Genomic DNA, 21,111 nt, shown 5'->3' with positions numbered 1-21,111 from the left:
ACCGCTCGCCGTGCCATTCGCCGCTCGTTACGACCGTTCGTCGCAGACCCCTGTCCGCTCCCTGTCCCCTTCCGCCCGGATGCGTTCGTATACGGCGCGGACGACGAACCGCGGAGCGGGCGGGGAAGGGTGGCAACCATGACGACGGCGACGGCGACGACGGCGACGACCGACGAGCGGACGCTCCAGGAGCTCCAGCGGGAGCACGGGCCCGCCCTGCTCTCCTTCCTCCTGGGGCTGACCTACGGGGACCGCCAGCGCGCCGAGGACCTGGTCCAGGAGACCCTGGTCCGGGCCTGGCTCCACCCCGAGGCGTTCAGCGACGCGTACGACTCCATGCGGCCCTGGCTCTTCACCGTGGCCCGCCGCCTGGCCATCGACGCCCGCCGCTCCCGGCTGGCCCGGCCGGCCGAGATCGGCGACGGGGTGCTCGCGGTGACCCCCGACCCCTCCGACGCCACCGAGTCCGCCGAGGCGGCGCTCGACGTGCGGGCGGCGGTGCGCGGGCTGAGCCCGGAGCACCGGGCCGTGCTGGTGCGCCTCTACTTCCACGGCCTCACCGTCAACGAGGCCGCCGTCGACCTCGGGATCCCGGCCGGCACGGTCAAGTCCCGCTCCCACTACGCCCTGCGGCAGTTGGGCCGCTCGCTGCCCGGCTACCGGCCGCGCCGGGGCTCCGTTGCCCGGCCCCGGACCGCGGCCGCACAATGACGCCGTGACGCTCCCTGACACCGCGGCGCTGACCCCCGCCGCCGCCGAGAAGATCCTCGCCGACAACTTCGCCCCCTGGGTCCTCGACCTGGGGCTGACGGTGGACTCCGTCGACGGCCGCGAGGCCGTCCTCCGGCTCCCCTGGTCCGACCGGCTGGCCCGCGAGGGCGGCGGCCTGTCGGGCCAGGCCCTGATGGCCGCGGCCGACACGGCCACGGTCATCGCCGTCTCGGCGGCCCGCGGCGGCTTCGTCCCCATGACGACCGTCCAGCAGTCCACCACCTTCCAGCGCGCGGTCCTCGGCGCCGACGTCCTGGTCCGCGCCCGCCTCACCAAGCTCGGCAGGCGGATGGCCTTCGCCGACATCACGATGACCGCCGAGGGCACCGAGGAACCGGCCGCCCACGCGACCGCGGTCTACGCCCTGCTCGGCTAGCCGCCCCCGGTCCCGTCCCGCGCGGCCGTGCGCCGGCGGGACGGGGACGGGGGTCTATGCACTCCATGTATACATGGTGCGTATAGTCGGCCCCATGGCCTCACGACCTCACACCCCGCCGCTCCCCCGCCTGTTCAAGGCCGTCGTCGTCACCGGGATCGCCGTCTGCGCCGCGCACGTCGTGCTCTCCGACACGCTGCGCTTCGCGCTCGTCGGACAGGCGTCGGCGGCCCTGGGAGCGCCGACCGGGTACGGGACGGCCCAGGTCTTCACCACCGCGCTGCTCAACACCGCGCTGGTCATGCCGCTCGTGCTCTGGGCCGGGATGCGGCTGGGCGGGGAGCGGCGGCCGGGAGCGATGGTGCTGGTGGGGAGCGTGGCCTGGATCGCCGCCGTGTGGCACGGGATCGACGGCCTGGACGACTCCTTCGGCGCGGTCCTGCCCGCGCGTTCGCTCGCGCTCGTCGTCGGCGTCACCGCGCTCGCCTCGCTCGTCCGCCGGCGCCCCTCCCCCGCCCCTTCCGCACCAGGGGTCCCGCCGGCCCCACCGGCACCGATCCGGCCGGGGAACGTATCCGAAACCACACCGGCGAGTTGAGCAAAGCGGTCCCCGCGGACGCCCCGGGCGGAGGAGGCTCTGCACGGGGCCCCTGGAACCGCGGGGCCCCGACGTCCGGGAGAAGGTGGGAGCGTTGCCGCCCGAGAGCACGAACGGCGCCGGCCGCAGGAGCGGCGGCGGCCTGGCCGTACCGATGGCCTGGCTGTGCGCCGAGTACCTGGCCGACCAGTACCTGACCGCGGCCGGGCTGGCCGAGCCCGGCTCGCTGGAGCACCGCGCCTCCCTGCGGGCCCTGGCCCTGACGGTCCACCTGTCCGGGGAGCCCGCCGCCGACGAGTGGCTGTGCCTCACCGCGTCCGAGGCCGACTGGCCGGACTGGGTGGAGGAACGGCTCGCCGCCGAGGCGGCCGAGGACCCCGGCGGGGCCGACCTGGCGCTCGCGCGGGACGCCTGGCGGGCGCTGCGGGAGACCTGGGTGCACGCCGCCGACCTGGACGCCGTGCCGGGCGGCGGGCCGGGGGTCCTGGTGGACGAGGCCGCCCGGACCTGGCTGCCCGCCTGGCGGCTGGGGCTGCCGCTCGCCCATCTCGCCGTGTGGCTCGCCTGATCCGTCAGCGCGCCGGCGAAGGGTGCACCCCCGGGCGGTACTTGGGGACCCGCACGGTCACCTTCATGCCGGCGCCGACACCGGTCTCGATGACGAGGCCGTGCTCCGCCCCGTAGACCTGGCGCAGCCGCTCGTCGACGTTGGACAGGCCGATGCCGGAGCCGCCGGGGTGCTCGCCGCGCAGCACCGCCCGCAGCCGCTCGGGGTCCATGCCGACGCCGTCGTCCTCGACGGTCACCACCGCCTCGGCGCCGGCGTCCCGGGCGGCGATGGTGACCCGGCAGCCCCGCTCCCGGTCCGTCAGGCCGTGCTTGACCGCGTTCTCCACCAGCGGCTGGAGGCAGAGGAAGGGCAGCGCGACCGGCAGCACCTCGGGGGCGATCTGGAGCGTCACCTTGAGCCGGTCGCCGAAGCGGGCCCCGGCCAGCGCCAAGTACTGCTCGATCGCCCGCAGTTCGTCGGCGAGCTGGGCGAACTCGCCGTGCCGGCGGAAGGAGTAGCGGGTGAAGTCGGCGAACTCCAGGAGCAGGTCACGGGCGCGCTCGGGATCGGTGCGGACGAACGAGGCGATGGCGGCGAGGGAGTTGAAGATGAAGTGCGGGGAGATCTGGGCGCGCAGCGCGCGGATCTCCGCCTCCACCATCCGGGTCCGGGAGCGGTCCAGCTCGGCCAGCTCCAGCTGGACCGAGACCCAGCGGGCCACCTCGGTCGCCGCCCGGACGAGGACCGCCGACTCCCGGGAGCCGTAGGCCACCAGCGCGCCGAGGACGCCCTCCTCGCCGGTGAGCGGGGCGGTCACCGCCCACCGCAGCGCGCAGCCGGGGTCGGCGCAGCCGGTGGGCGCCGAGCGGCTGCGGCCGGTCTCCAGGGTCGCGGCGGCCAGTTCCGGCACGCCCGCGTGGTGGTGGGCCCCGCCGGGGCCGTCCCAGGCGAGGACGGCCGAGCCGTCGGTGAGGCACAGGGCCTCGGTGCCCAGGAGCGAGCGCAGCGGGCGGGCGGCCCTGCGGGCGGTCTCCTCGGTGAGTCCGGCGCGCAGCGGCGGGGCGGCGAGCGAGGCGGTGTGCAGGGTGTGGAAGGTGGCCCGTTCGACCGGGGTGCCGAGGTCGAGGTCGGCGGAGCCGCCGCCGCGCCGGGCGGTGAGCCGGCCGAGGACGACGCCAGCGGCGAGGAGGACGGCTCCGGCGGCGCTCGCCGCGGCCCACGCGATGCCGCTCACCGGCGTGCCTCCTGGGCGGGGACGGGGGCGGTGAACTCCTCCGGCAGGTGCAGCCGGGCGAGGGTCGCCGCGGTGCCGGGCGGGACGCTGCGCGGGGTGGCGAGCGAGACCACGACCATGGTGAGGAAGCCGAGGGGGACGGACCAGACGGCGGGCCAGGCCATCAGGGTGTGCGGCCAGCCCGCCGGGGCGAGGCCGGCCCGGGTCGCCATCACGGCGGCGAGCGCGGAGCCGCCGCCGAGGAGGAGTCCGGCGGCCGCGCCGGGCGGGGTGAGCCGCCGCCACCAGATGCCGAGGACGAGCAGCGGGCAGAAGGAGGAGGCGGAGACGGCGAAGGCGAGTCCGACGGCGTCGGCGACCGGCACCTCGGTGGCGGCGACGCCGACGGCGAGCGGGACGGCGGTGGCGAGCAGCGTCGCGAGCCGGAAGTGCCGGACCGCGCGGGACGGCAGCATGTCCTGGGCGAGGACGCCGGCGACGGACATGGTGAGTCCCGAGGCGGTGGAGAGGAAGGCGGCGAAGGCGCCGCCGGCGAGGAAGGCGCCGAGGACGTCCCCGAGCGCGCCGCCGACCATCCGGTCCGGCAGGACGAGCACGGCGGCGTCGGCCGAGCCGGTGAGGGCGAGTTCGGGGGCGTAGATCCGGCCGAGGGCGCCGTAGAGCGCGGGCAGCAGGTAGAAGGCGCTGATCAGGCCGAGGACGACGAGGGTGGTGCGGCGGGCGGCGTGCCCGTGGGGGCTGGTGTAGAAGCGGACGGCGACGTGCGGCAGGCCCATCGTGCCGAGGAAGGTGGCGAGGATCAGGCCGTAGGTCGCGTACAGCTGGTGTCCGTCGCGGCCGCCGGCCAGCGGCTGGGACCAGCCGAGGGGGTCGGCGCCGGTGGCCCGCCGCTCGGGGACCGGGGTGCCGGGCGGGAGGGCGAGGACGGTGCCGCCGTCGACCCGGTGGGTGCCCGGCGGGAGGGTGACCTGCCGCTCCTCGTACCGGACGGCGTCGACCGTGCCGGTGACGGTGACGGTGAGCGGTTCGTCGAGCCCGACGCGCACGGTGTCGGCAACCCGGACGACGGTGTGCTCGCGGAGCACCGCCGGGGCGTCGAAGCGGGCGCGCGGCGCCCCGTCCCCGTACCAGGCGGCGACCAGGAAGAAGGCCGGGACGAGCAGGGCGGTGAGCTTCAGCCAGTACTGGAAGGCCTGGACGAAGGTGATGCTGCGCATGCCGCCGGCGGCGACCGTGCCGGTGACGACGAGCGCGACGAGGAGGCCGCCGACCCAGTCGGGGGCGCCGGTGAGGATCTCCAGGGTGAGTCCGGCGCCCTGGAGCTGCGGCAGCAGGTAGAGCCAGCCGATGCCGACGACGAAGAGGCTGGCGAGCCGGCGGACCCGCCGGGATTCGAGGCGGGCCTCGGCGAAGTCGGAGAGGGTGTACGCGCCGGAGCGGCGCAGCGGGGCGGCGACGAGGACGAGGAGCACCAGGTAGCCTGCGGTGTAGCCGACCGGGTACCAGAGCATGGCCGGGCCCTGCACGAGGACGAGTCCGGCGATGCCGAGGAAGGAGGCGGCGGAGAGGTACTCGCCGCTGATGGCGGCCGCGTTGAGCCGGGGTCCGGCGGTCCGGGAGGCGACGTAGAAGTCGGAGGTGGTGCGGGAGACCCGCAGCCCGAGGGCGCCGATGAGGACGGTGGCGAGGACGACGGCGGTGACGGCGGCGACCGCGTAGGTCTGGTTCATGCGGGCGGTCCGGGGGCTCAGCGCTCGACGAGGCCGGTGAAGTCGCGCTCGTTGCGTTCGGCCCGGCGGACGTACCAGTGGGCGACCGCCCAGACGACCGGGTGGACGCCGGCGCCGAGCGCGGCCCACACCAGGGCCTCGGGGGCGGGCAGCGCGAGCACCAGCGGCAGGGTGCCGACGAGCAGGGCGAGCGCGCCGAGCGCGGTGAGGGCGGCGCGGAGCTGGCTGCGCATCAGGGAGCGGACGTAGGTGTGGCCGAGGGTGGTCTGCTCGTCGATCTCGGAGCGGGCCGGCGGGTGCGGCGACCGGGGCCGCAGCCGGGGCGCGGGCCGGTCGCCGAGGGCGGAGGCGTGGGTGACGGTCTCGCGCCGCGGCCGGCGCGGCGGGGTGTGCTCCGGCATCGGCTCGCTCTCTGACGGGCGGGTGGGCCCGTGGAGTGTAAGCGGAACGGGTCGGCCGCCGGTAGGGGTGGCGGTCAGCCGCCGGCCCGGCGCATCAGCAGGTCACGCAGGGGGCGGGCGTGGCGGCGGCTGACCGCGAGGTCGGTGGAGCCGACCCGGACGGAGGTGGCGCCGCCGTCGAGACGGAGCTCCTCGATGCGGTCGAGGGCGACGAGGTGGCTGCGGTGGATGCGGACGAAGCCGCGGTCGGCCCAGCGCTCCTCCAGGGTGGAGATCGGGATGCGGACGAGGTGGCTGCCGTGGTCGGTGTGGAGGCGGGCGTAGTCGCCGTGGGCCTCGACGTAGGCGATGTCGTCGACGGGGACGAAGCGGGTGACGCCGCCGAGTTCGACGGGGATCTGCTCGGGCGCGGCGGCCGGGGCGGGCGCGGCGGTGGCGTGGACCAGTTCGTGGACCCGCCGCACGGCCTCGGCCAGCCGCTCGCGCCGGACCGGCTTGAGGACGTAGTCGACGGCCTTGAGGTCGAAGGCCTGGAGCGCGAAGCCCTCGTGGGCGGTGACGAAGACGACCAGCGGCGGCCGGGCGAAGCCGGCGAGCAGCCGCGCCACGTCGAGCCCGGTGAGGCCGGGCATGTGGATGTCGAGGAAGACGACGTCGATCGTCTCCTCGCCGTCCGGCCCCGCCTCCAGCGCCCGTCCGATCCGGCGCAGCGCGGCGGTGGCGTCCCCGGCGCCCTCGGCGGTCCGCACCCGGGGGTCGGCGCGCAGCAGGTACAGCAGCTCCCCCAGGGCGGGTTCCTCGTCGTCGACGGCCAGTACGCGCAGCATGCGCGGGAGCCTACTTCAGCGGCGGCGGGCACGGGGCGCGCCGGTTCGGTCCGGGGCGGCCCGGTCCCCCCAGGGGTGCGGTCCGTGCCGGTCCGGCCCGCCGGCGGTTCGGCCCGGGCGGTCCGGTGCCCCGGCGGTGCGGTCCGCCGGCGGTTCAGGCCGGGACGGCGAACTCGCACCAGACGCACTTGCCGCCGCCCCGGGACTCCACGCCCCAGGCGTCGGAGAGCTGGTCGACGAGGAGGAGGCCCCGCCCGGAGACGCCCGCCTCCCCGGCCTCGCGGCGCCGGGGCAGGGCGCTGGAGCGGTCCTCGACCTCGACCCGCAGCCGGCGGGCGGCGCCCGGCATGATCCGCAGGGTGACGATGGCGCCGCCGTCGGTGTGCATCAGCGCGTTGGTCATCAGCTCGTCGGCGACGAGTTCGATCTCGTCGGCGCGGGAGCCGGCGCCCCAGGCGCGCACGGCGGCCCGGATCATGTGGCGGGCGGCGCTCAGGGCCTCGGGGTCGCTCTGGGCGACGTGCTGGCGGAAGCGGCCGCCGCCGGGCGCGTACGCGCCGAGGCGGCGCAGCAGCAGGATGGCAACGTCGTCCTCGCCGCCGCGCTCGGCGACGACGTCGCAGAGGAGGTCGGCGAGCCCGTGGAGCTCGGAGGGGCCGTGCCGGACGAGGGAGGAGAGCCACTCCAGGCCCTCGTCGAGGTCGGCGCCGGGCTTCTCGACCAGCCCGTCGGTGTAGAGCATGAGGGTCTGGCCGGGGTCGAGTTCGAGGGTGGTGACGGGGTAGTCGAGGCGGCCGAACTCGGCGGAGAGGCCGAGCGGCAGCCCGCCCTCGACGGGGACGCGGCGGCAGGCGCCGCCGGACTCGCGGACCAGCGGGTCGACGTGGCCGGCGCGGACGACCTGGACGACGCCGGTGCCGGGGTCGGCCTCGGCGTAGGTGCAGGTGGCGAAGCGGTCGGTGTCGAGCTCGTGGAGGAAGACGGAGGCCCGGGCCATGACGGTGGCGGGGGTGTGGCCCTCGGCGGCGTAGGCGCGCAGCACGATCCGCAGCTGGCCCATGACGGCGGCGGCGTGGGTGTCGTGGCCCTGGACGTCGCCGATGACGGCGCCGACCCGGCCGCCGGGGAGCGGGATGACGTCGTACCAGTCGCCGCCGACGTCCCGGCCGAGGCGGGCGGAGCGGTAGCGGACGGCTATCTGGGCGCCGGGCACGTCGGGGATCCGGCGGGGCAGCATCGCCTGCTGGAGTCCTTCGGCGAGGTCGTGCTCCTGCTCGTACAGCATGGCGCGCTGGAGGCTCTGGGCGATGCTGCTGCCGAGGGCGACGAGGAGGGTCCGCTCGTCCTCGCTGAAGCCGGTCTTGTCGCTGTAGAGCAGGCCGAGGGCGCCGATGGGGCGGGCCTGGGCGATGAGCGGGAGGTAGGCGGCGGCGGTGATGCCGAGGCCGCTGATGTGCGGCCACAGGACGGGGAAGGAGGCGGCGAAGTCCTGGGCGGTCTCGATGAAGCGGGGCCGCAGGGTGCGGATGACCTCGCTCATCGGGTACGGCTCGTCCACCCGGGTGAAACGGGTGCCGGGGACGAAGGCGCCGTCGGGGCCCTCGGCGACCAGGTGGATGCGGCCGGCCTCCAGGAGCCCCATGACGAGGCTGGCGGCGCCGAAGTGCTCCAGGGCGTGCGAGTCGTTGAGGAGGTCGATGACGTCCTGGACGGTCCGGGCGTAGGCGAGGGCGGCGGTGGTGCCCTCGACGACCCCGGCGCGCCGCCGGCGGCCCTCGTCGAGGCCGAGGCGGGCGGCGGACTCGGTGAGTTCGTGGGTGGCGTCGCGCAGGACGCCGACGATCCGCACGGGGCGGCCGGTGGGGTCCCGGTGGACGATGCCCTGGGTGTGGGTCCACTGGTGGGAGCCGTCGCGGCGGCGGATGCGGAAGTACGCCCCGTACTGGTCGCTGCCGTCCTTGAGGGCCTGGGCGACGAGGGTGTCGAGCTGCCGGCCCTCGTCGGGCAGGACGCGGCTGCCGAGCGTCTCGGGGCGCCCGTCGTACTCGCCGGGGTCGAAGTCGAAGACGTCGAGCGCCGCCTCGTCCATCTCCATGGTGCCGGCGAGGAGGTCCCAGTCGAAGCCGCCCATGCGGAAGGCGGCGCCGAAGGCGCTGAGGATCGGCGCCTTCGCACCGCCCGTGGCCGGTCTCGCCGCCGTGTCCGGCCGGCCCGCCGTGTCCGTTCCCCCGCTGCCCGCGTCCATGGGGGCCACGCTAGGGCCAGCGGGGTCCTCGCGCACCATGAAGATCTTTCAGCCGGCGAAGGTGTCGGGCTCGTCGGGCGCGGGCTCGACGGGGAGCGGGCCGGGCGGGTGGCCGCCGTCGGGGGTGGCGTACGGGTCCTGGTACGGGTCGGTGTAGGGGTCGGCGGGCGGTTCCGCGTACGGGTCGGTGTACGGGTCGGTGTACGGGTCGGCGGGGGCGTCCGGCTCGGCGTACGGCTCCGGGGGCGTGTCGGGGGCCGTCGGCTCGTCGGGGGTCACGGGGGCGTCCGAAGTCGTGGGCGCGTCCGGGGTCGTGGGCGCGTCGGGTACGGCGGGGGCGTCGGGCGTCCGGGGCGGTTCGGGGGCGGTCGGCGCGGCCGGGCGCTCCGTGGGGGGCCGGGGGGTGCCGCGCTCCGGCGCGCCGGGGTCCTCGGTGCCGGGCTCCGGGGTGACGGGGTCGCTGAGGGCGCAGGTGTCGGGGTCGCAGTCGGGGACGGTGTCGGGCTTGCGGTCCTGGTCGCCGTCGCTGCCCGCCTTCCGTTCGATCCAGCTCTCGTCGGCGACGTTCACGATGACCAGGCTGGACACGACGGCGGTGGTGGGCTTGACGATGATCACGCGGTCGGGGTCGAAGCCGGCCCAGGGGTCGCCGTGGTGGACGGCGCCGGAGACGCTGACGGGCGTGCGGAGCGGGTTGCCGCAGGCGCAGCGGACGCGGGGGGCGCCGTAGGGGTCGACGAGGACGGCGGTGCCGGCCTGGAGGACGGACTGGAAGGCGGCGGCCCGGCCGTCCCGGAAGCCGTGGTTGGTGACGCGGGTGTCGGCGCGCAGCAGGACGGGGGTGAGGTCGCGCAGCCAGTCGGCGACGCCGCCCTCGGGGATGCCGGCGGCCTCGGCGAAGGCGCGGAGCTTGGCGGGCTCGGCGGCGAGGTAGGCGACCTGCTGCTCGACGTCGCAGCTGGCCTCGGCGCGGGTGCCGCCGTAGAGGCCGGGGGTGGAACCGGCGACCTCGCGGACGCCGGGGGCGCTGACCGGCTGGGCGGCGGCGTCCGGTCCCCGCAGGGCGCGCAGTCCGGCGCCGCGCGCGGTGGAGGCGGTGAAGGGGTCGGGGCCCTGGGCGGCGACCGGCTGGAGGTGCACCTCGTGGGCGGTGCCGGCGGCGGCCCGGCCGGCGGCCCCGCCGTGCTCGGCGCCGGTGCAGCCGGCGAGGAGCAGGGCGGCGGCGCCGAGCGTCGCGGCGAGGGCGGTACGGCCCTGGGGGCGGGCCGCTCCGGTGGCGGTGCGGACGGCGGCGGGGTTGCTCCGCGTCCGGCGCTGCGTGGGGCGCACGTGCTTCTCCCGGTCGTCGCGGGTGGCTTCCTCCCGTTCTGTCGCAGTCGGTCGCGGCGGGCAAGCGGAGCGCGTCCGACCGGGCGGCACCAGAGACTTGAACGCGTTCAAGAGAAGCCCTAGGCTCGACCCCATCGGTATTGAACGCGTTCAAGAGGGGGAGCGGACGCCATGACCACCACGCTGTCGGCCTTCGTGGTCCCGATCGTGACGATCGGGATGCTCTGGGTCGTGCCGACCGGGCTCGGGCTCGTCGAAGGGCCCCGGCCGCCCGGCTGGGACCTCCTGCGGCGGGCCTGGCCGCTGCTCGCCCTGCCGGGCGCGGTCTCGCTCTGGCTGCCCCGCTCCGGCGCGGCGACCGCGCTCGCCGCCTGCTACGCCCTCGCCACCCTGGCGCTGGCGCTCCAGGCCCCGGCCCGGCTCGTGCTCACCCTCCGCCGGCCTCCGGCCGGAGGGGCCCCGCGCCCGCCGCACCCGCTCCGGCCGGCCGAGATCGCCGTCCTCACGGCCCTCGTCTCCCCGTCCGTCGCGGGGCTCGCGCTCGTCGCCGAGCGGGCCGCGTACCCGCTCTTCGGCTTCGACCTCGACCTGCTGGCGCTGACGGTGCCGCACTTCCACTTCGCCGGCTTCGCCGCCGCCCTGGTCGCCGGGCTGCTCTGCCGGGCCCCGGGCGAGGGGCCCCTCGCCCGGGGCGCCGCGCTCAGCGTGCCCGCCGGCACCCTCCTGGTGCTCGCCGGCTACTTCGTCGACGACTGGGCGGAGCTGGTCGGGGCGGTCGTGCTCACGGCCGGGATGGCCGCCGTCGCCGCCCTCACCCTGCGGGAGCGGCGCGGCCTCGCCGCCGACCCCGTCACCCGGGCCCTCCTCGGCGTCTCCGCCCTGGTCCTGGCCGCCACCATGGCGCTCGCGCTCTGGTGGGCGGCGGGCGAGGCGACCGGGGTGCCGCACCCCACCCTGACCTGGATGGCCGCCACCCACGGCCTCGGCAACGCGCTCGGCTTCGCCGTCTGCGCCCTGCTCGCCCACCGCCGGCTCCACTCCGCCGGCGGCCACCCCCTCGCCCTCCCGCGAACGGAGCTCCCGGCATGACCCGCGTCCTCGGCGACCTGACCCGGCGCCGCACCCTCACCTACCGCGAGACCGGCGCCACCCGCACCCCCGACGCCCTCCCCGCCGGCTACCACCACCTGCGCCACAGCACGCCCGTCGGCCACGGCCCCGCCGCCTTCCGGGCCGCCGCCGAGGCCGTCACCACCTGGCGGATGCACCGCGCGTCGGGCGCCCGCGTCCGCTCCTCGGCGGGCCGCGCGGCCCCCGGCGTCACCCTGGAGGTCGCGCTCGGGATCGGCCCGTTCGCCCTCGGCGTCCCCTGTCGGGTGATCTGGGTGCCCGAGGAGGAGCGCCGGGCCGGCTTCGCCTACGGCACCCTCACCGGGCACCCGGAGTGCGGCGAGGAGTCCTTCGTCGTCGAGCTGGAGCCCGACGGCACCGTCCGCTTCACCGTCACCGCCTTCAGCCGGCCCGCCGTCTGGTACACCCGGCTCGCCGGCCCCCTCGTCCCCCGTCTCCAGCTCGCCTACGCCCGCCGGCTGGGCCGCGTCCTGGCCAGGCTGGCCGCGGAGTGAGCCCGGCGGGCCGATACTGGAGACGATGGAGTGGTTCACCGCCCCCGAGCTGTGGCTGAGCCGGACCGTCTTCCAGCGCGGCCTGGCGGTGCTGTACTGCGTGGCCTTCCTGTCGGCCGCCCTGCAGTTCCGGGCGCTCATCGGCGAGCGCGGGATGCTCCCCGTACCGGAGTTCCTGCGCCGCACCACCCCGCTCCGCTCCCCCTCACTCTTCCACTGGCGCTACTCGGACCGCCTCTTCGCGGCGGTCGCCTGGACCGGCGCCGTCCTCGCCGCCGCGATGGCCGCCGGGGCCGGGGACGCGGTGCCGCTCGCCGTCGCCATGGCGCTGTGGCTGCTGCTGTGGGGGCTGTACCTGTCGATCGTGAACGTGGGCCAGACCTGGTACGGCTTCGGCTGGGAGTCCCTGCTCCTGGAGACCGGTTTCCTCGCGGTCTTCCTCGGCAACGACGACGTGGCCCCGCCCCTCCTCGTCCTCCTCCTGCTCCGCTGGCTGCTCTTCCGCGTCGAGTTCGGCGCCGGCCTGATCAAGATCCGGGGCGACGCCTGCTGGCGGAAGCTGACCTGTCTGGACCACCACCACGAGACCCAGCCGATGCCCGGCCCGCTGAGCTGGTTCTTCCACCGGCTCCCCCGGCCGCTGCACCGGGTCGAGGTCGCCGCCAACCACGTCGTCCAGCTCGGCGTGCCCTTCTTCCTCTTCGCCCCGCAGCCGGTGGCCTCGATCGCGGCCGGGCTGATGATCGTCACCCAGCTGTGGCTGGTCCTCTCCGGCAACTTCGCCTGGCTCAACTGGCTCACGATCGTCCTGGCCGTCCCCGCCCTCGACCTCTCCTCCCTCACCGGCGACCACCCCCGCCCCGACCCGCCGCTCTGGTACGCGGTCCTGGTCCTCGCCCTGACCGTCCTGGTCGTCGTCCGCAGCCACCGCCCGGTCCGCAACCTCCTCTCCCGCCACCAGGCCATGAACCGCTCGTACGACCCCTTCCACCTGGTCAACACCTACGGGGCCTTCGGCACGGTCGGCCGCGTCCGGGACGAGATCGTGGTGGAGGGCACGTCCGACGAGGACCCGGGGCCCGACACGGTGTGGCGGGAGTACGGCTTCAAGGGCAAGCCCGGCGACCCCCGCCGGCTGCCCCGCCAGTTCGCCCCGTACCACCTCCGGCTGGACTGGCTGATGTGGTTCGCGGCCCTCTCCCCCGGCTACGCCCGCGACTGGTTCGGGGGCTTCGTGGAGCGCCTGCTCGCCGGGGACCGGGACACCCTGCGCCTCCTCGCCCACAACCCGTTCCCGGACGCCCCGCCGGTCCACGTCCGCGCCCGGCTCTACCGGTACCGCTTCTCCACCTGGCGGGAGCTCCGCGCCACCGGGGCGTGGTGGCAGCGCCGGCTGCTGCGCACCTATCTGCCGCCGGTCCGGCTGCGGGACTGAGGCGGACGCGACGGTGCCCCCGGTCCGGGAGGGACCGGGGGCACCGGGGTCGTACGGGCCGGACGGCGGCGGCCCGGGAACGACGCCGCGCGTCGGGGCGGCGGATCAGTCGATGCCCGGCAGGATGTGGGGCTCGGCGAGGTCGTCCTCGTAGCCCGCGAGCCGGATCGGGGCCGAGCGGGCCCAGACTTCGAGGCTTCCCAGCTCGCCGTTGCGCCGCTGCCGTTCGGAGGGTTCCGCCGGCCGCGGTTCCTGCTTCGTCAGTTCGGGTGTCACCGCGCACTCCTTTGTGTCGCGTTCAGAGGGGGACGTGGGGCCGTTCGGTCGCGGTGGCGCCGTTCTTCGGGCGGGGCCGCGGCCGAGGTGGGTGGCCAGTCCCCATGACCGGCTGTGGAGCGGGTGTGTCGCTCCGGTGGCCGACCGTGGACATCAGAGTAACCAAATGAGCGCGGCCGCGCTCTACCGGGCTCAAAAGTGTGACGCGTTCGGGTGACGGAGAACGGGAAGAGCGCCCTTCCCGGAGGGAAAGGCGCTCTCGTGGCGGGCCGGGCGGCCAAATCACCACTTGCCGGGGGCGTAGTCCTTCATGAAGACGCCGTACAGGTCCTCGCCGGCCTCGCCGCGCACCACCGGGTCGTAGACGCGGGCGGCGCCGTCGACCAGGTCGAGCGGGGCGTGGAAGCCCGCCTCGGCGAGCCGCAGCTTCTCGAAGTGCGGGCGCTCGTCGGTGATCCAGCCGGTGTCGACCGAGGTCATGAGGATCTTGTCGGTCTCGAACATCTCCTGGGCGCTGGTCCGGGTCACCATGTTCATGGCGGCCTTCGCGGCGTTGGTGTTCGGGTGTCCGGCGCCCTTGTAGCCGCGGGAGAAGACGCCCTCCATGGCGGAGACGTTGACGACGTACGCCCGTCCGCTCGCCGCCTTGGCCGCGGCCTCGGCCATCGCCGGGCGCAGCGCGCTGATCAGGATGAAGGGCGAGGTGTAGTTGCAGAGCTGGGTCTCCAGGAGCTCCACCGGGGAGATCTGGTCGATGGTCTGCACCCAGGTGTTGGACTCCACCACGTCGGGCAGGAGGCCGCCGGCGTCGATCGCGGTCCCCGCGGCGTACTGCTCCAGGGAGGCGTTGCCCGCGACGAGGGCGAGGTCGGCGACCTTCTGGGCGTCGAGGCCGCTGGTGCCGGCGGGCAGCGCGGCGAGGCCGTCGACCGCGCCGGAGTTGAAGGCGCCGATGACGTGGTGGGCGGGGAGCTCGCCGGCCGGCAGCGGGGCGGTCTCGCCGTCGACCAGGGCGGCGTACGCGGACGGCAGCCGGCGGACGGTCTGCGTGGCGTTGTTGATCAGGATGTCCAGCGGTCCCGCCGCCGCGACCTGCTCGGCGAGGGCCACGGCCTGCGCCGGGTCGCGCAGGTCGATGCCGACGACCTCCAGGCGGTGCAGCCACTCCGCCGAGTCCTCCATCGCCTTGAAGCGGCGGATGGCGTCCTTGGGGAAGCGGGTGGTGATCGTGGTGTGCGCGCCGTCGCGGAGCAGCCGCAGCGCGATGTACATGCCGATCTTGGCCCGGCCGCCGGTGAGCAGGGCGCGCTTGCCGGTGAGGTCGGCGCGGGCGTCCCGCTTGGCCCGGTTCAGGGCCGCGCACTCCTGGCAGAGCTGGTGGTAGAAGTAGTCGACCTCGACGTACCGGGTCTTGCAGGTGTAGCAGGACCGGGGGCGCTGGAGTATGCCCGCGATCTTGCCGGCCTCGGTGACCGAGGAGGGCAGGATGCCCTCGGTCTCGTCGTCGATCCGCTGCGCGGAGCCGGTCGCGGTGGCCTCGGTGACCGCCCGGTCGTGGGCGGTCTTGGCGGCCCGGCGCTCCTGGCGGCGGCGCTGCTTGACCATCCGGTAGATGCCGGCGGTGGCGCGGCGGACGGCGATCGCGTCGGGGTGGTCGACCTCGATCTTCTCCAGCTCGTCGAGCACGCTCAGGCAGACGGCCAGGCGCTCGGGGTCGATGCCCGGCCCGTACTCCTGGGTTTCCTCTGTCACCGTCATGGCCTTCGTCGTTCCTCGATCGCTCGCGGGCGGCACGCCGCCGGGGGGGCGGGGGCTCCGCCGGGGGTTTCCGCCGGGGGTTTTGAAGTGTCAACTTTACGGAGCGGGGGGCCGCCGCTCCAAACCCGTTCGCGGGGCGTGGTCGAACACACAGTCGCCGCAGAGTCCGCCGGAGGCGGAGCGGTAGAAGAGGCAGCAGGTGGTGCGGCGCAGCGCGGGCCCGTGGACGGTGCCGGCCAGGTCGGGGTGGTCGAGGAGGCCCCGGACGAGGGCGGCGGCCCGGGCGGCGACCTCGGGCCGCCCGTGGGCGCGGGCCCAGCGGGTCAGTTCGCGCAGCGCGCCGGCGAGGGCCGAGCCGGCGTTGCCCCACAGCAGCCGGGGCGAGATCCGCCCGTCGCGGGCGAAGGCCGCGTGCAGCGGCACGAGATGGGCCTCGTGGACGGCCCCGCGGAGCGCGGCGACGGTGCCGGGAAGGGTCTCGCCGCCGCCCCACCACAGGTCGTCGGGGCAGGCGAGGGCCGGGTCCCAGTGCAGCCCGGCGGGGTCGAGGGCGGGGAAGCGGCCGTGCAGGGCGGCCGGCCCGAGCGCCGTCGACCACAGGCGGGCGACGAGCCCGAGGTGGGCCACGGAGGCCCCGACGCGCCGCTCGGGCGCGCCGAGCCCGGCGACGACCCGGTCCACGCGCGCGTGCAGGGGCGCGTCGTCGGCCGGGTCCGTGCCGGCGTAGAGCCGGGCGAGGGGCCGGTGGTCGCCGCCGGCGGGCGGCGGCGCGGTCCTCAGGACGAAGAAGCCGCCCACGGCGGCGGCTCCGGCCACGCCCTCGTCGCACTCCACCGCTCCCCCTCGGGTCCCGCCCGCCGGCACGGGCCCGGCGGCGCGGGGCCACCGTATCCCGCGCCGCCGGGCCCGCCCTCCGGTCCCGTCCCGCCCTCCCGGTTCCGTCCCGGCCTTCCAGTCCCGCCCCGGCCTTCCGGTCCCACCCCGGCCTTCCGGTCCCACCCCGGCCTTGCGGTCCCGTTCCGGCTGCGTCCGATCCCGTTCCGGCCGTCCGGTCCCGTCCCGGCCGTCCGGGCCGAGCGGACGCGTCCCCTCCTCGCCGCCTGAAGCGTCCTTGCGGCCCGAAGCGGACGGATCCCGTTCTTGCGGGCCAAAGTGGACCGATCCGTACGGCGACTGGCTCGGGTTGTGGCTCCCGTCCGGGCGGAGGGCGGCGGTCAGTACCGCTTCCGAGGCCCGGTTCGCCCCGTTTACACCCACTGTGACCTGCGGTGGCGTACGCCTCCGGGTGTACGGGACGGGCGCGTACTGCGTCGGCGGTACCGGTGAAGGCCTTCCCTGGTCTGACGACGGGGGCGGCCCGGCGAGCGATCGTGGAGGGTATGAGTCCCCTGCTGCTGGCCGTCGTCCTGTCCCTGGTCTCCGCGGTCGCCTACGCGGGCGCGGCGATCGTGCAGGAGCGGGTCGCGGCGGCCGCCGGGCCGGCCTACGCGCCGCTGCGCAACCCGGTCTGGTGGGGCGCCGTGCTGCTCAACGGGGCGGGCGCGGCCCTGCACGTGGCCGCCCTCGCCTACGGGCCGCTCAGCGTGGTGCAGCCGCTGGGCGCCCTCACCATCGTGTTCGCGCTGCCCATGGCCGCCCTGTTCGTACGGCGCGGGGCGGGGCGGCGGGCCTGGCACGGGGCGCTGATGGCCACGGCCGGACTGGCCGGCCTGCTCAGCGTGACCGACGGCGGCGAGGGCCGCGTCCCGGACGGCGGGGAGCGGTGGCTGGTGGCCGGGGCGGCCTTCGCGGCGGTGGCGGCGCTGTTCGTCCTGGCGCGGCTCGCCGGCCGGTACGCGCTGCGCGGGGTGGCGCTGGCGGCGGCCGCGGGCGTGGCCTTCGGGGTGGCGTCGGTCTTCACCAAGGCGGTCGCCGAGGAGTGGTCGCCGGACGCCCCGCTCGCCGAGTGGGGCTCCGCGCTGGTCCTGTCGGCGCTCGCCGTCACCGGCCTGCTGCTGTCCCAGGCGTCCTACCGGGGCGCCGGGCTGGCCGCCCCGCTCGCCACGGTGACCGTGGTGAACCCGGTGGTGGCCGCCACCGTCGGCCTCACCCTCTTCGGCGAGGGCTTCCGATACGGGGCGGCCGGCACGGTCGCGGCGCTGGTCTGCGGGACGGTCGCGGCGGGCGGGCTCGTCGAACTGACCCTCGACCGGCTGGCCCGCCCGGCGTCGGACGGGCCCGCCGCCCCGGACGGCGTGGACGGCTCAGATGGAGACGCCGCGCGCCCTGAGGTAGGCGAGGGGGTCGATGTCGGAGCCGTACCCGGGACCCGTCCGCACCTCGAAGTGGAGGTGCGGTCCCGAGCTGTTGCCGGTCGATCCTGAGCGCCCGATGCGCTGGCCGCCGGAGACCCGCTGCCCCTCGCGGACCGAGAGGGCGGAGAGGTGGGCGTACTGGCTGTAGCGGCCGTCGTCGTGGCGGACGACGATCTGGTAGCCGTACGCCCCGCCCCAGCCGGCGGAGACGATCCGGCCGTCGGCGACGGCCTTGACGGTGGTGCCGGTGGGCACGGGGAAGTCGACGCCGGTGTGGTAGCCGCTGGACCAGGAGGAACCGGGCTTGCCGTAGCGGGTGCCGATGTCGGCGGAGACCGGCGCGGAGTAGCGGTCCTCGCGGGGCGGGGCGGGCGGCTCGGGCCGGGCCTGCGGCCTGTCGCTCCGCGGTTTCGCCCGGGGCTTGTCCTGGACCGTTTTGCGGGGCGCTTCCCCGGTCGCCTTCCGAGGCGCTTCCTGCGCCGCCTTCTGGGGTGCTTTCCGCGGGGCTTGCCGAGGCTGGGCGGCCGCCTTGACCGGGGGTTTCGACCGCGGCCGCTCCGGCTCCGCCGAGGGCCGGTGGGTGGCGGACGCGGCGGCCGGGGGCTTCGCGGCCGGGTGCCGGGTGGCGGGCGGCTTCGGGGCGGGCGAGGCCGTGGCCGGGGGCTTGGGGACGGTGGGCGCCGTGAGGGTCGGCGACGGCGGGGCCGCGGGCCGGGGGGCCGGCGAGGTGGCGGGCCGGGGCGGGGCGGCGATGCGCAGGGTGAGGCGCTGGCCGGGGTGGATCAGGTCGGGGTCGTCGCCGACGACCTTGCGGTTGATCTCGTACAGGCGCTGCCAGCCGCCGCGGACCCGCTCGTCGCGGGCGATCGCGGAGAGCGAGTCGCCGGGCGTGACGGTGTACATCTCGCGGACGGTGGGGACGGTCGTGGGGTCGGTCCCGCGCTTCGGGTCCTGCGGCAGCGCGCGCTGCGCGGGCAGCGAGGCGGTCCGTACGTCGTTCCCGCCGCCGGATCCGGTCCGGTCCCCGCCGCCGGGGGCGTCCGGCGCGGGTCCGCCGCGGGCGAGGCCGGCCCGGGGGCCGCAGGCGGGCCAGGCTCCGGGGCCCTGCCCCTTGAGGACCCGCTCGGCGACGGCGATCTGCTGGTCCTTGGAGGCCAGGTCGGCGCGGGGCGCGAACTCCCGGCCGCCGTACGCCTCCCAGGTGGACTGGCTGAACTGGAGGCCGCCGAAGTAGCCGTTCCCGGTGTTGACGCTCCAGCTGGAGGAGGACTCGCAGGACGCGACCTTCTCCCAGACGTCGAGCGAGGCCGCCTGGGCGGCGCCCGCGCCGACGAGCGGCAGCGCGATGCCGGCCCCTCCGGCGGTGACGGTGAGCGAGGCGCGGTTGATCCGGCTCGGCTGGTGGCGGCGGTGACGTCCGCGTACGGCCATGGGCCCCCCTAGAACACAGCGACGGCGATCCAAGTTACGGGGGCCGCACACTGCGTGACAAGCCGAACGCGGAAGTCCGCCGGGGAGGTGGACTCCCTTGCGTCACCGGGGCGTTGACCGTCCGTACGGTACGCCGGAGAGTCCGGCGGGGCCGGGCTGCGGCTGGGGTTCCGGGGGCGGTACGGGCCCGCCGGGCTGCGGCCGGTTGGGCGGGGCCGGCTCGGGCGGGACGGGTACCGGGTTCGGCGGCGGCACCGGCGGGGGCGAGGGCTCCGGCGGCGGGATCGGCGAGGGCGGCAGCGGATCGGGATACGGATGGGTCATGACGGACCTCCCGGGTCGGCCCCCCTTCGGCCCCTACCCCCAGGGTGGCACCGGCACCGCCGCCCCGGCCCGCGCACGGGGCCCGTACGGGTCACGCGCGCGGGGCGGACGGGTTCCTCTCATCCGGCGGGCTCACCACAGGCCGGGGGTGGCCGCCAGTTGCCGCTCGGCCGCGCGGACCGCCTCGGCGGAGGGCGGCGGGGCCTCCTCGGGGTGGCGCTCGGCCCACTTGGCGGCGTACGGGCAGAGCGGCACGACGGGGACGCCCTCGCGGGCGGCCTTGGCGTAGAACGCGCGGACGAGCGCGCCCGCGATCCCCTTGCCCTCGTGGTCGGCGTCGACGACCGTGTGGACGACGACGAGCGCGTGCGGCTCGTCGTCCAGGGCGAAGTAGACGATCACGCCGGCGAAGGCGTCACCGACGTACGCCTCCAGGCGCCCGTTCTCCCGGTCGTCCCGGAGGGCCGGCTCGGCCCTCCGCTCCTGCCCCTGCCCCTGCTCGCCCGCCATGCGGCGCTCCTCGGTCGTCAGGCCGGTGCCGGCACCGCGTGCGGCGGACGCACGGTGTCGCTGCCGGGCACGGGCGCCGAGGCGTCGGCGCCCAGTTCCACGATGCGGTTCTCGCCGTCGACGTGCACGACGCGCGGCACGTACGCGCGCGCCTCCGCGTCCTCCATCTGCGCGTAGCTGATGAGGATCACCAGGTCACCGGGGTGCACGAGGTGGGCGGCGGCACCGTTGATGCCGATGACGCCGGAGCCCCGCTCGCCCTCGATGACATAGGTCTCCAGCCGGGCGCCGTTGGTGATGTCGACGATGTGGACCAGCTCGCCGGGCAGCAGATCGGCGGCGTCCAGCAGATCGGCGTCGACGGTCACGGACCCCACGTAGTGGAGGTCCGCCTGGGTGACGGTGGCCCGGTGGATCTTGGACTTGAACAGAGTGCGCAGCACTGTGGACTCCTCTGAGACGGCTCCCTGCCTGCTTCGTGCAGGTCAAGGGCGCCCTCGACCCTACACCGAGGCCCCCGTCCGGTGGTTGTGAGGAACATCGCTCCGGGTCGCGGAACACGGCCCCTGTGGCCATCGGCCGAGCGGTCCTCGGCGGGCCGGGCGACGGAGCGATCGCATCCGGCCCCGGTGAGGCGACCGGTGCCGGCGCGGCCGCCGCCGGGGGCTCGCCCGGACCCACCGCGGGGAGGTGACGCGAGGGGCCGAGGGGGGACGCGGAGCGGGCGTCCGGACGACGCGATCGGTGCCCGGGAGGTGGTTTACCGCGAGGGGTCCAGGTCAGGCGCAAAAAGGAGAAAAGGCACGTAGCGAAGCTGCGTCCTCACGCCCGCGGAAGAAAACGAGGTACTCCCAGTGACGACCGCGCGAGAGATCATGACGGCAGACGTCGAGTGCATCGGCGCGAACGAGACGGTGCTGGACGCGGCGAGGAAGCTGACGGAACTCGGCGTCGGCGCGCTGCCCATCTGCGGCACCGACGAGAAGCTCAAGGGCATGCTCACCGACCGCGACATCGTGGTGAAGGTCCTCGGCGCCGGCAAGGACCCGGCCCAGGTCAAGGCCGGGGACCTGGCCCAGGGCGAGGCGGTCACCATCGGCGCCGACGACGACGCCGAGGAGATCCTGCGCACCATGAGCGAGCACCAGGTCCGCCGCCTGCCGGTCATCGACGGACACACCCTGGTCGGCATCGTCGCCCAGGCCGACGTGGCCCGCGCCTTGTCCGACCCTCAGGTCGGCGACCTCCTCCAGGCCCTGTCCACCGACTGAGCCCACGGAGGACGGCCGGGACGGCCGCCGCGACCGGCCTTCGTGACGGGGGCGCCGGATGTCCACCGGCGCGACGACCAGCGCCTCGCCCGTCTTGCCCTCGGCCTTCTTGGCGCGGTCGTAGGC

21 protein-coding genes are annotated in these 21,111 nt (G+C 76.0%); 9 read left to right on the top strand and 12 right to left on the bottom strand.

The window, feature by feature from the left end; translation table 11 throughout:
* Positions 1-138: 138 nt before the first annotated feature.
* The 4 genes from AB0E83_RS29685 (at position 139) to AB0E83_RS29670 (ending at position 2,313) form a co-directional block, all read left to right on the top strand.
* Positions 139-711 (top strand): sigma-70 family RNA polymerase sigma factor, encoded by a 573-nt coding sequence (locus AB0E83_RS29685; RefSeq protein WP_362118532.1) that lies wholly within the window; start codon positions 139-141, stop codon positions 709-711.
* 4 nt (positions 712-715) lie between these two features.
* On the top strand, positions 716-1,147 hold the full coding sequence (locus AB0E83_RS29680) for a PaaI family thioesterase (protein WP_362118529.1): 432 nt from the start codon (positions 716-718) through the stop codon (positions 1,145-1,147).
* Between the two features lie 94 nt (positions 1,148-1,241).
* Entirely contained in the window at positions 1,242-1,745 is a 504-nt protein-coding gene (locus AB0E83_RS29675) for a hypothetical protein (protein WP_362118526.1), read from the top strand.
* A gap of 154 nt (positions 1,746-1,899) precedes the next feature.
* Entirely contained in the window at positions 1,900-2,313 is a 414-nt protein-coding gene (locus tag AB0E83_RS29670; RefSeq protein ID WP_362118555.1) for a hypothetical protein, read from the top strand.
* A 4-nt stretch (positions 2,314-2,317) separates the two neighbouring features.
* On the opposite strand, the gene AB0E83_RS29665 is transcribed toward AB0E83_RS29670, so the two are convergent.
* From AB0E83_RS29665 to AB0E83_RS29640, 6 genes are all read right to left on the bottom strand, one after another.
* Positions 2,318-3,529, bottom strand: coding sequence for a histidine kinase (locus AB0E83_RS29665; protein WP_362118523.1), 1,212 nt, complete (start codon positions 3,527-3,529; stop codon positions 2,318-2,320).
* The gene (locus AB0E83_RS29660; protein ID WP_362118520.1) at positions 3,526-5,259 is read right to left on the bottom strand and encodes a cation acetate symporter; all 1,734 of its coding nucleotides are present in this window, start codon (positions 5,257-5,259) and stop codon (positions 3,526-3,528) included. The genes AB0E83_RS29665 and AB0E83_RS29660 overlap by 4 nt, the downstream gene beginning before the upstream one ends.
* 17 nt (positions 5,260-5,276) lie before the next feature.
* Positions 5,277-5,660: a hypothetical protein gene (locus tag AB0E83_RS29655; protein ID WP_362118517.1), complete on the bottom strand. Its 384-nt coding sequence runs from the start codon at positions 5,658-5,660 to the stop codon at positions 5,277-5,279.
* A gap of 74 nt (positions 5,661-5,734) precedes the next feature.
* On the bottom strand, positions 5,735-6,487 hold the full coding sequence (locus AB0E83_RS29650) for a LytTR family DNA-binding domain-containing protein (protein ID WP_362118514.1): 753 nt from the start codon (positions 6,485-6,487) through the stop codon (positions 5,735-5,737).
* Positions 6,488-6,641: 154 nt separating this feature from the next.
* Entirely contained in the window at positions 6,642-8,732 is a 2,091-nt protein-coding gene (locus tag AB0E83_RS29645) for a SpoIIE family protein phosphatase (protein WP_362118511.1), read from the bottom strand.
* Positions 8,733-8,780: 48 nt separating this feature from the next.
* Positions 8,781-10,061, bottom strand: coding sequence for a DUF6777 domain-containing protein (locus AB0E83_RS29640; protein ID WP_362118508.1), 1,281 nt, complete (start codon positions 10,059-10,061; stop codon positions 8,781-8,783).
* Between the two features lie 171 nt (positions 10,062-10,232).
* Between AB0E83_RS29640 and AB0E83_RS29635 the strand changes: the two genes are divergently transcribed.
* Genes AB0E83_RS29635 through AB0E83_RS29625 form a run of 3 tightly spaced genes read left to right on the top strand, consistent with a single transcriptional unit; the run spans position 10,233 to position 13,121 of the window.
* Positions 10,233-11,150, top strand: coding sequence for a YndJ family protein (locus tag AB0E83_RS29635; RefSeq protein WP_362118505.1), 918 nt, complete (start codon positions 10,233-10,235; stop codon positions 11,148-11,150).
* The gene (locus tag AB0E83_RS29630) at positions 11,147-11,686 is read left to right on the top strand and encodes a DUF1990 domain-containing protein (RefSeq protein ID WP_362118502.1); all 540 of its coding nucleotides are present in this window, start codon (positions 11,147-11,149) and stop codon (positions 11,684-11,686) included. Before AB0E83_RS29635 ends, AB0E83_RS29630 begins: the two co-directional genes overlap by 4 nt.
* Positions 11,687-11,711: 25 nt before the next feature.
* Positions 11,712-13,121, top strand: coding sequence for a lipase maturation factor family protein (locus tag AB0E83_RS29625; protein WP_362118499.1), 1,410 nt, complete (start codon positions 11,712-11,714; stop codon positions 13,119-13,121).
* Between the two features lie 105 nt (positions 13,122-13,226).
* Here AB0E83_RS29625 and AB0E83_RS29620 read toward each other — a convergent pair whose 3' ends face one another.
* The 3 genes from AB0E83_RS29620 to AB0E83_RS29610 all read right to left on the bottom strand — a co-directional run bounded on the left by AB0E83_RS29620 (position 13,227) and on the right by AB0E83_RS29610 (position 15,989).
* Positions 13,227-13,397 (bottom strand): hypothetical protein, encoded by a 171-nt coding sequence (locus AB0E83_RS29620; protein WP_362118496.1) that lies wholly within the window; start codon positions 13,395-13,397, stop codon positions 13,227-13,229.
* A gap of 282 nt (positions 13,398-13,679) precedes the next feature.
* On the bottom strand, positions 13,680-15,155 hold the full coding sequence (locus AB0E83_RS29615) for an SDR family NAD(P)-dependent oxidoreductase (protein WP_362118493.1): 1,476 nt from the start codon (positions 15,153-15,155) through the stop codon (positions 13,680-13,682).
* Positions 15,156-15,251: 96 nt separating this feature from the next.
* On the bottom strand, positions 15,252-15,989 hold the full coding sequence (locus AB0E83_RS29610) for a (2Fe-2S)-binding protein (protein ID WP_362118490.1): 738 nt from the start codon (positions 15,987-15,989) through the stop codon (positions 15,252-15,254).
* 545 nt (positions 15,990-16,534) lie between these two features.
* Here AB0E83_RS29610 and AB0E83_RS29605 point away from each other — a divergent pair.
* A complete protein-coding gene (locus AB0E83_RS29605) occupies positions 16,535-17,518 on the top strand; it encodes a DMT family transporter (RefSeq protein WP_362118487.1) in 984 nt (327 codons plus the stop codon).
* Here AB0E83_RS29605 and AB0E83_RS29600 read toward each other — a convergent pair.
* From AB0E83_RS29600 to panD, 3 genes are all read right to left on the bottom strand, one after another.
* Complete coding sequence (locus tag AB0E83_RS29600) at positions 17,399-18,880, bottom strand: peptidoglycan DD-metalloendopeptidase family protein (protein ID WP_362118484.1); 1,482 nt, start codon at positions 18,878-18,880, stop codon at positions 17,399-17,401. The two genes, AB0E83_RS29605 and AB0E83_RS29600, sit on opposite strands and share 120 nt — an antisense overlap.
* 456 nt (positions 18,881-19,336) lie before the next feature.
* The gene (locus AB0E83_RS29595) at positions 19,337-19,714 is read right to left on the bottom strand and encodes a GNAT family N-acetyltransferase (RefSeq protein WP_362118481.1); all 378 of its coding nucleotides are present in this window, start codon (positions 19,712-19,714) and stop codon (positions 19,337-19,339) included.
* Positions 19,715-19,731: 17 nt separating this feature from the next.
* The gene (panD, locus tag AB0E83_RS29590; protein WP_362118478.1) at positions 19,732-20,157 is read right to left on the bottom strand and encodes an aspartate 1-decarboxylase; all 426 of its coding nucleotides are present in this window, start codon (positions 20,155-20,157) and stop codon (positions 19,732-19,734) included.
* A 411-nt stretch (positions 20,158-20,568) separates the two neighbouring features.
* Between panD and AB0E83_RS29585 the strand changes: the two genes are divergently transcribed.
* Positions 20,569-20,985, top strand: coding sequence for a CBS domain-containing protein (locus AB0E83_RS29585; RefSeq protein ID WP_362118475.1), 417 nt, complete (start codon positions 20,569-20,571; stop codon positions 20,983-20,985).
* The last annotated feature ends 126 nt before the right edge of the window (positions 20,986-21,111 follow it).

The sequence above is a fragment of the Streptomyces sp. NPDC035033 genome, from assembly GCF_040636735.1.
Lineage (GTDB): Bacteria > Actinomycetota > Actinomycetes > Streptomycetales > Streptomycetaceae > Streptomyces.
The sequence above is the reverse complement of the archived record's forward strand: the minus strand, read 5'-3'. Positions and strand labels throughout refer to the sequence as shown.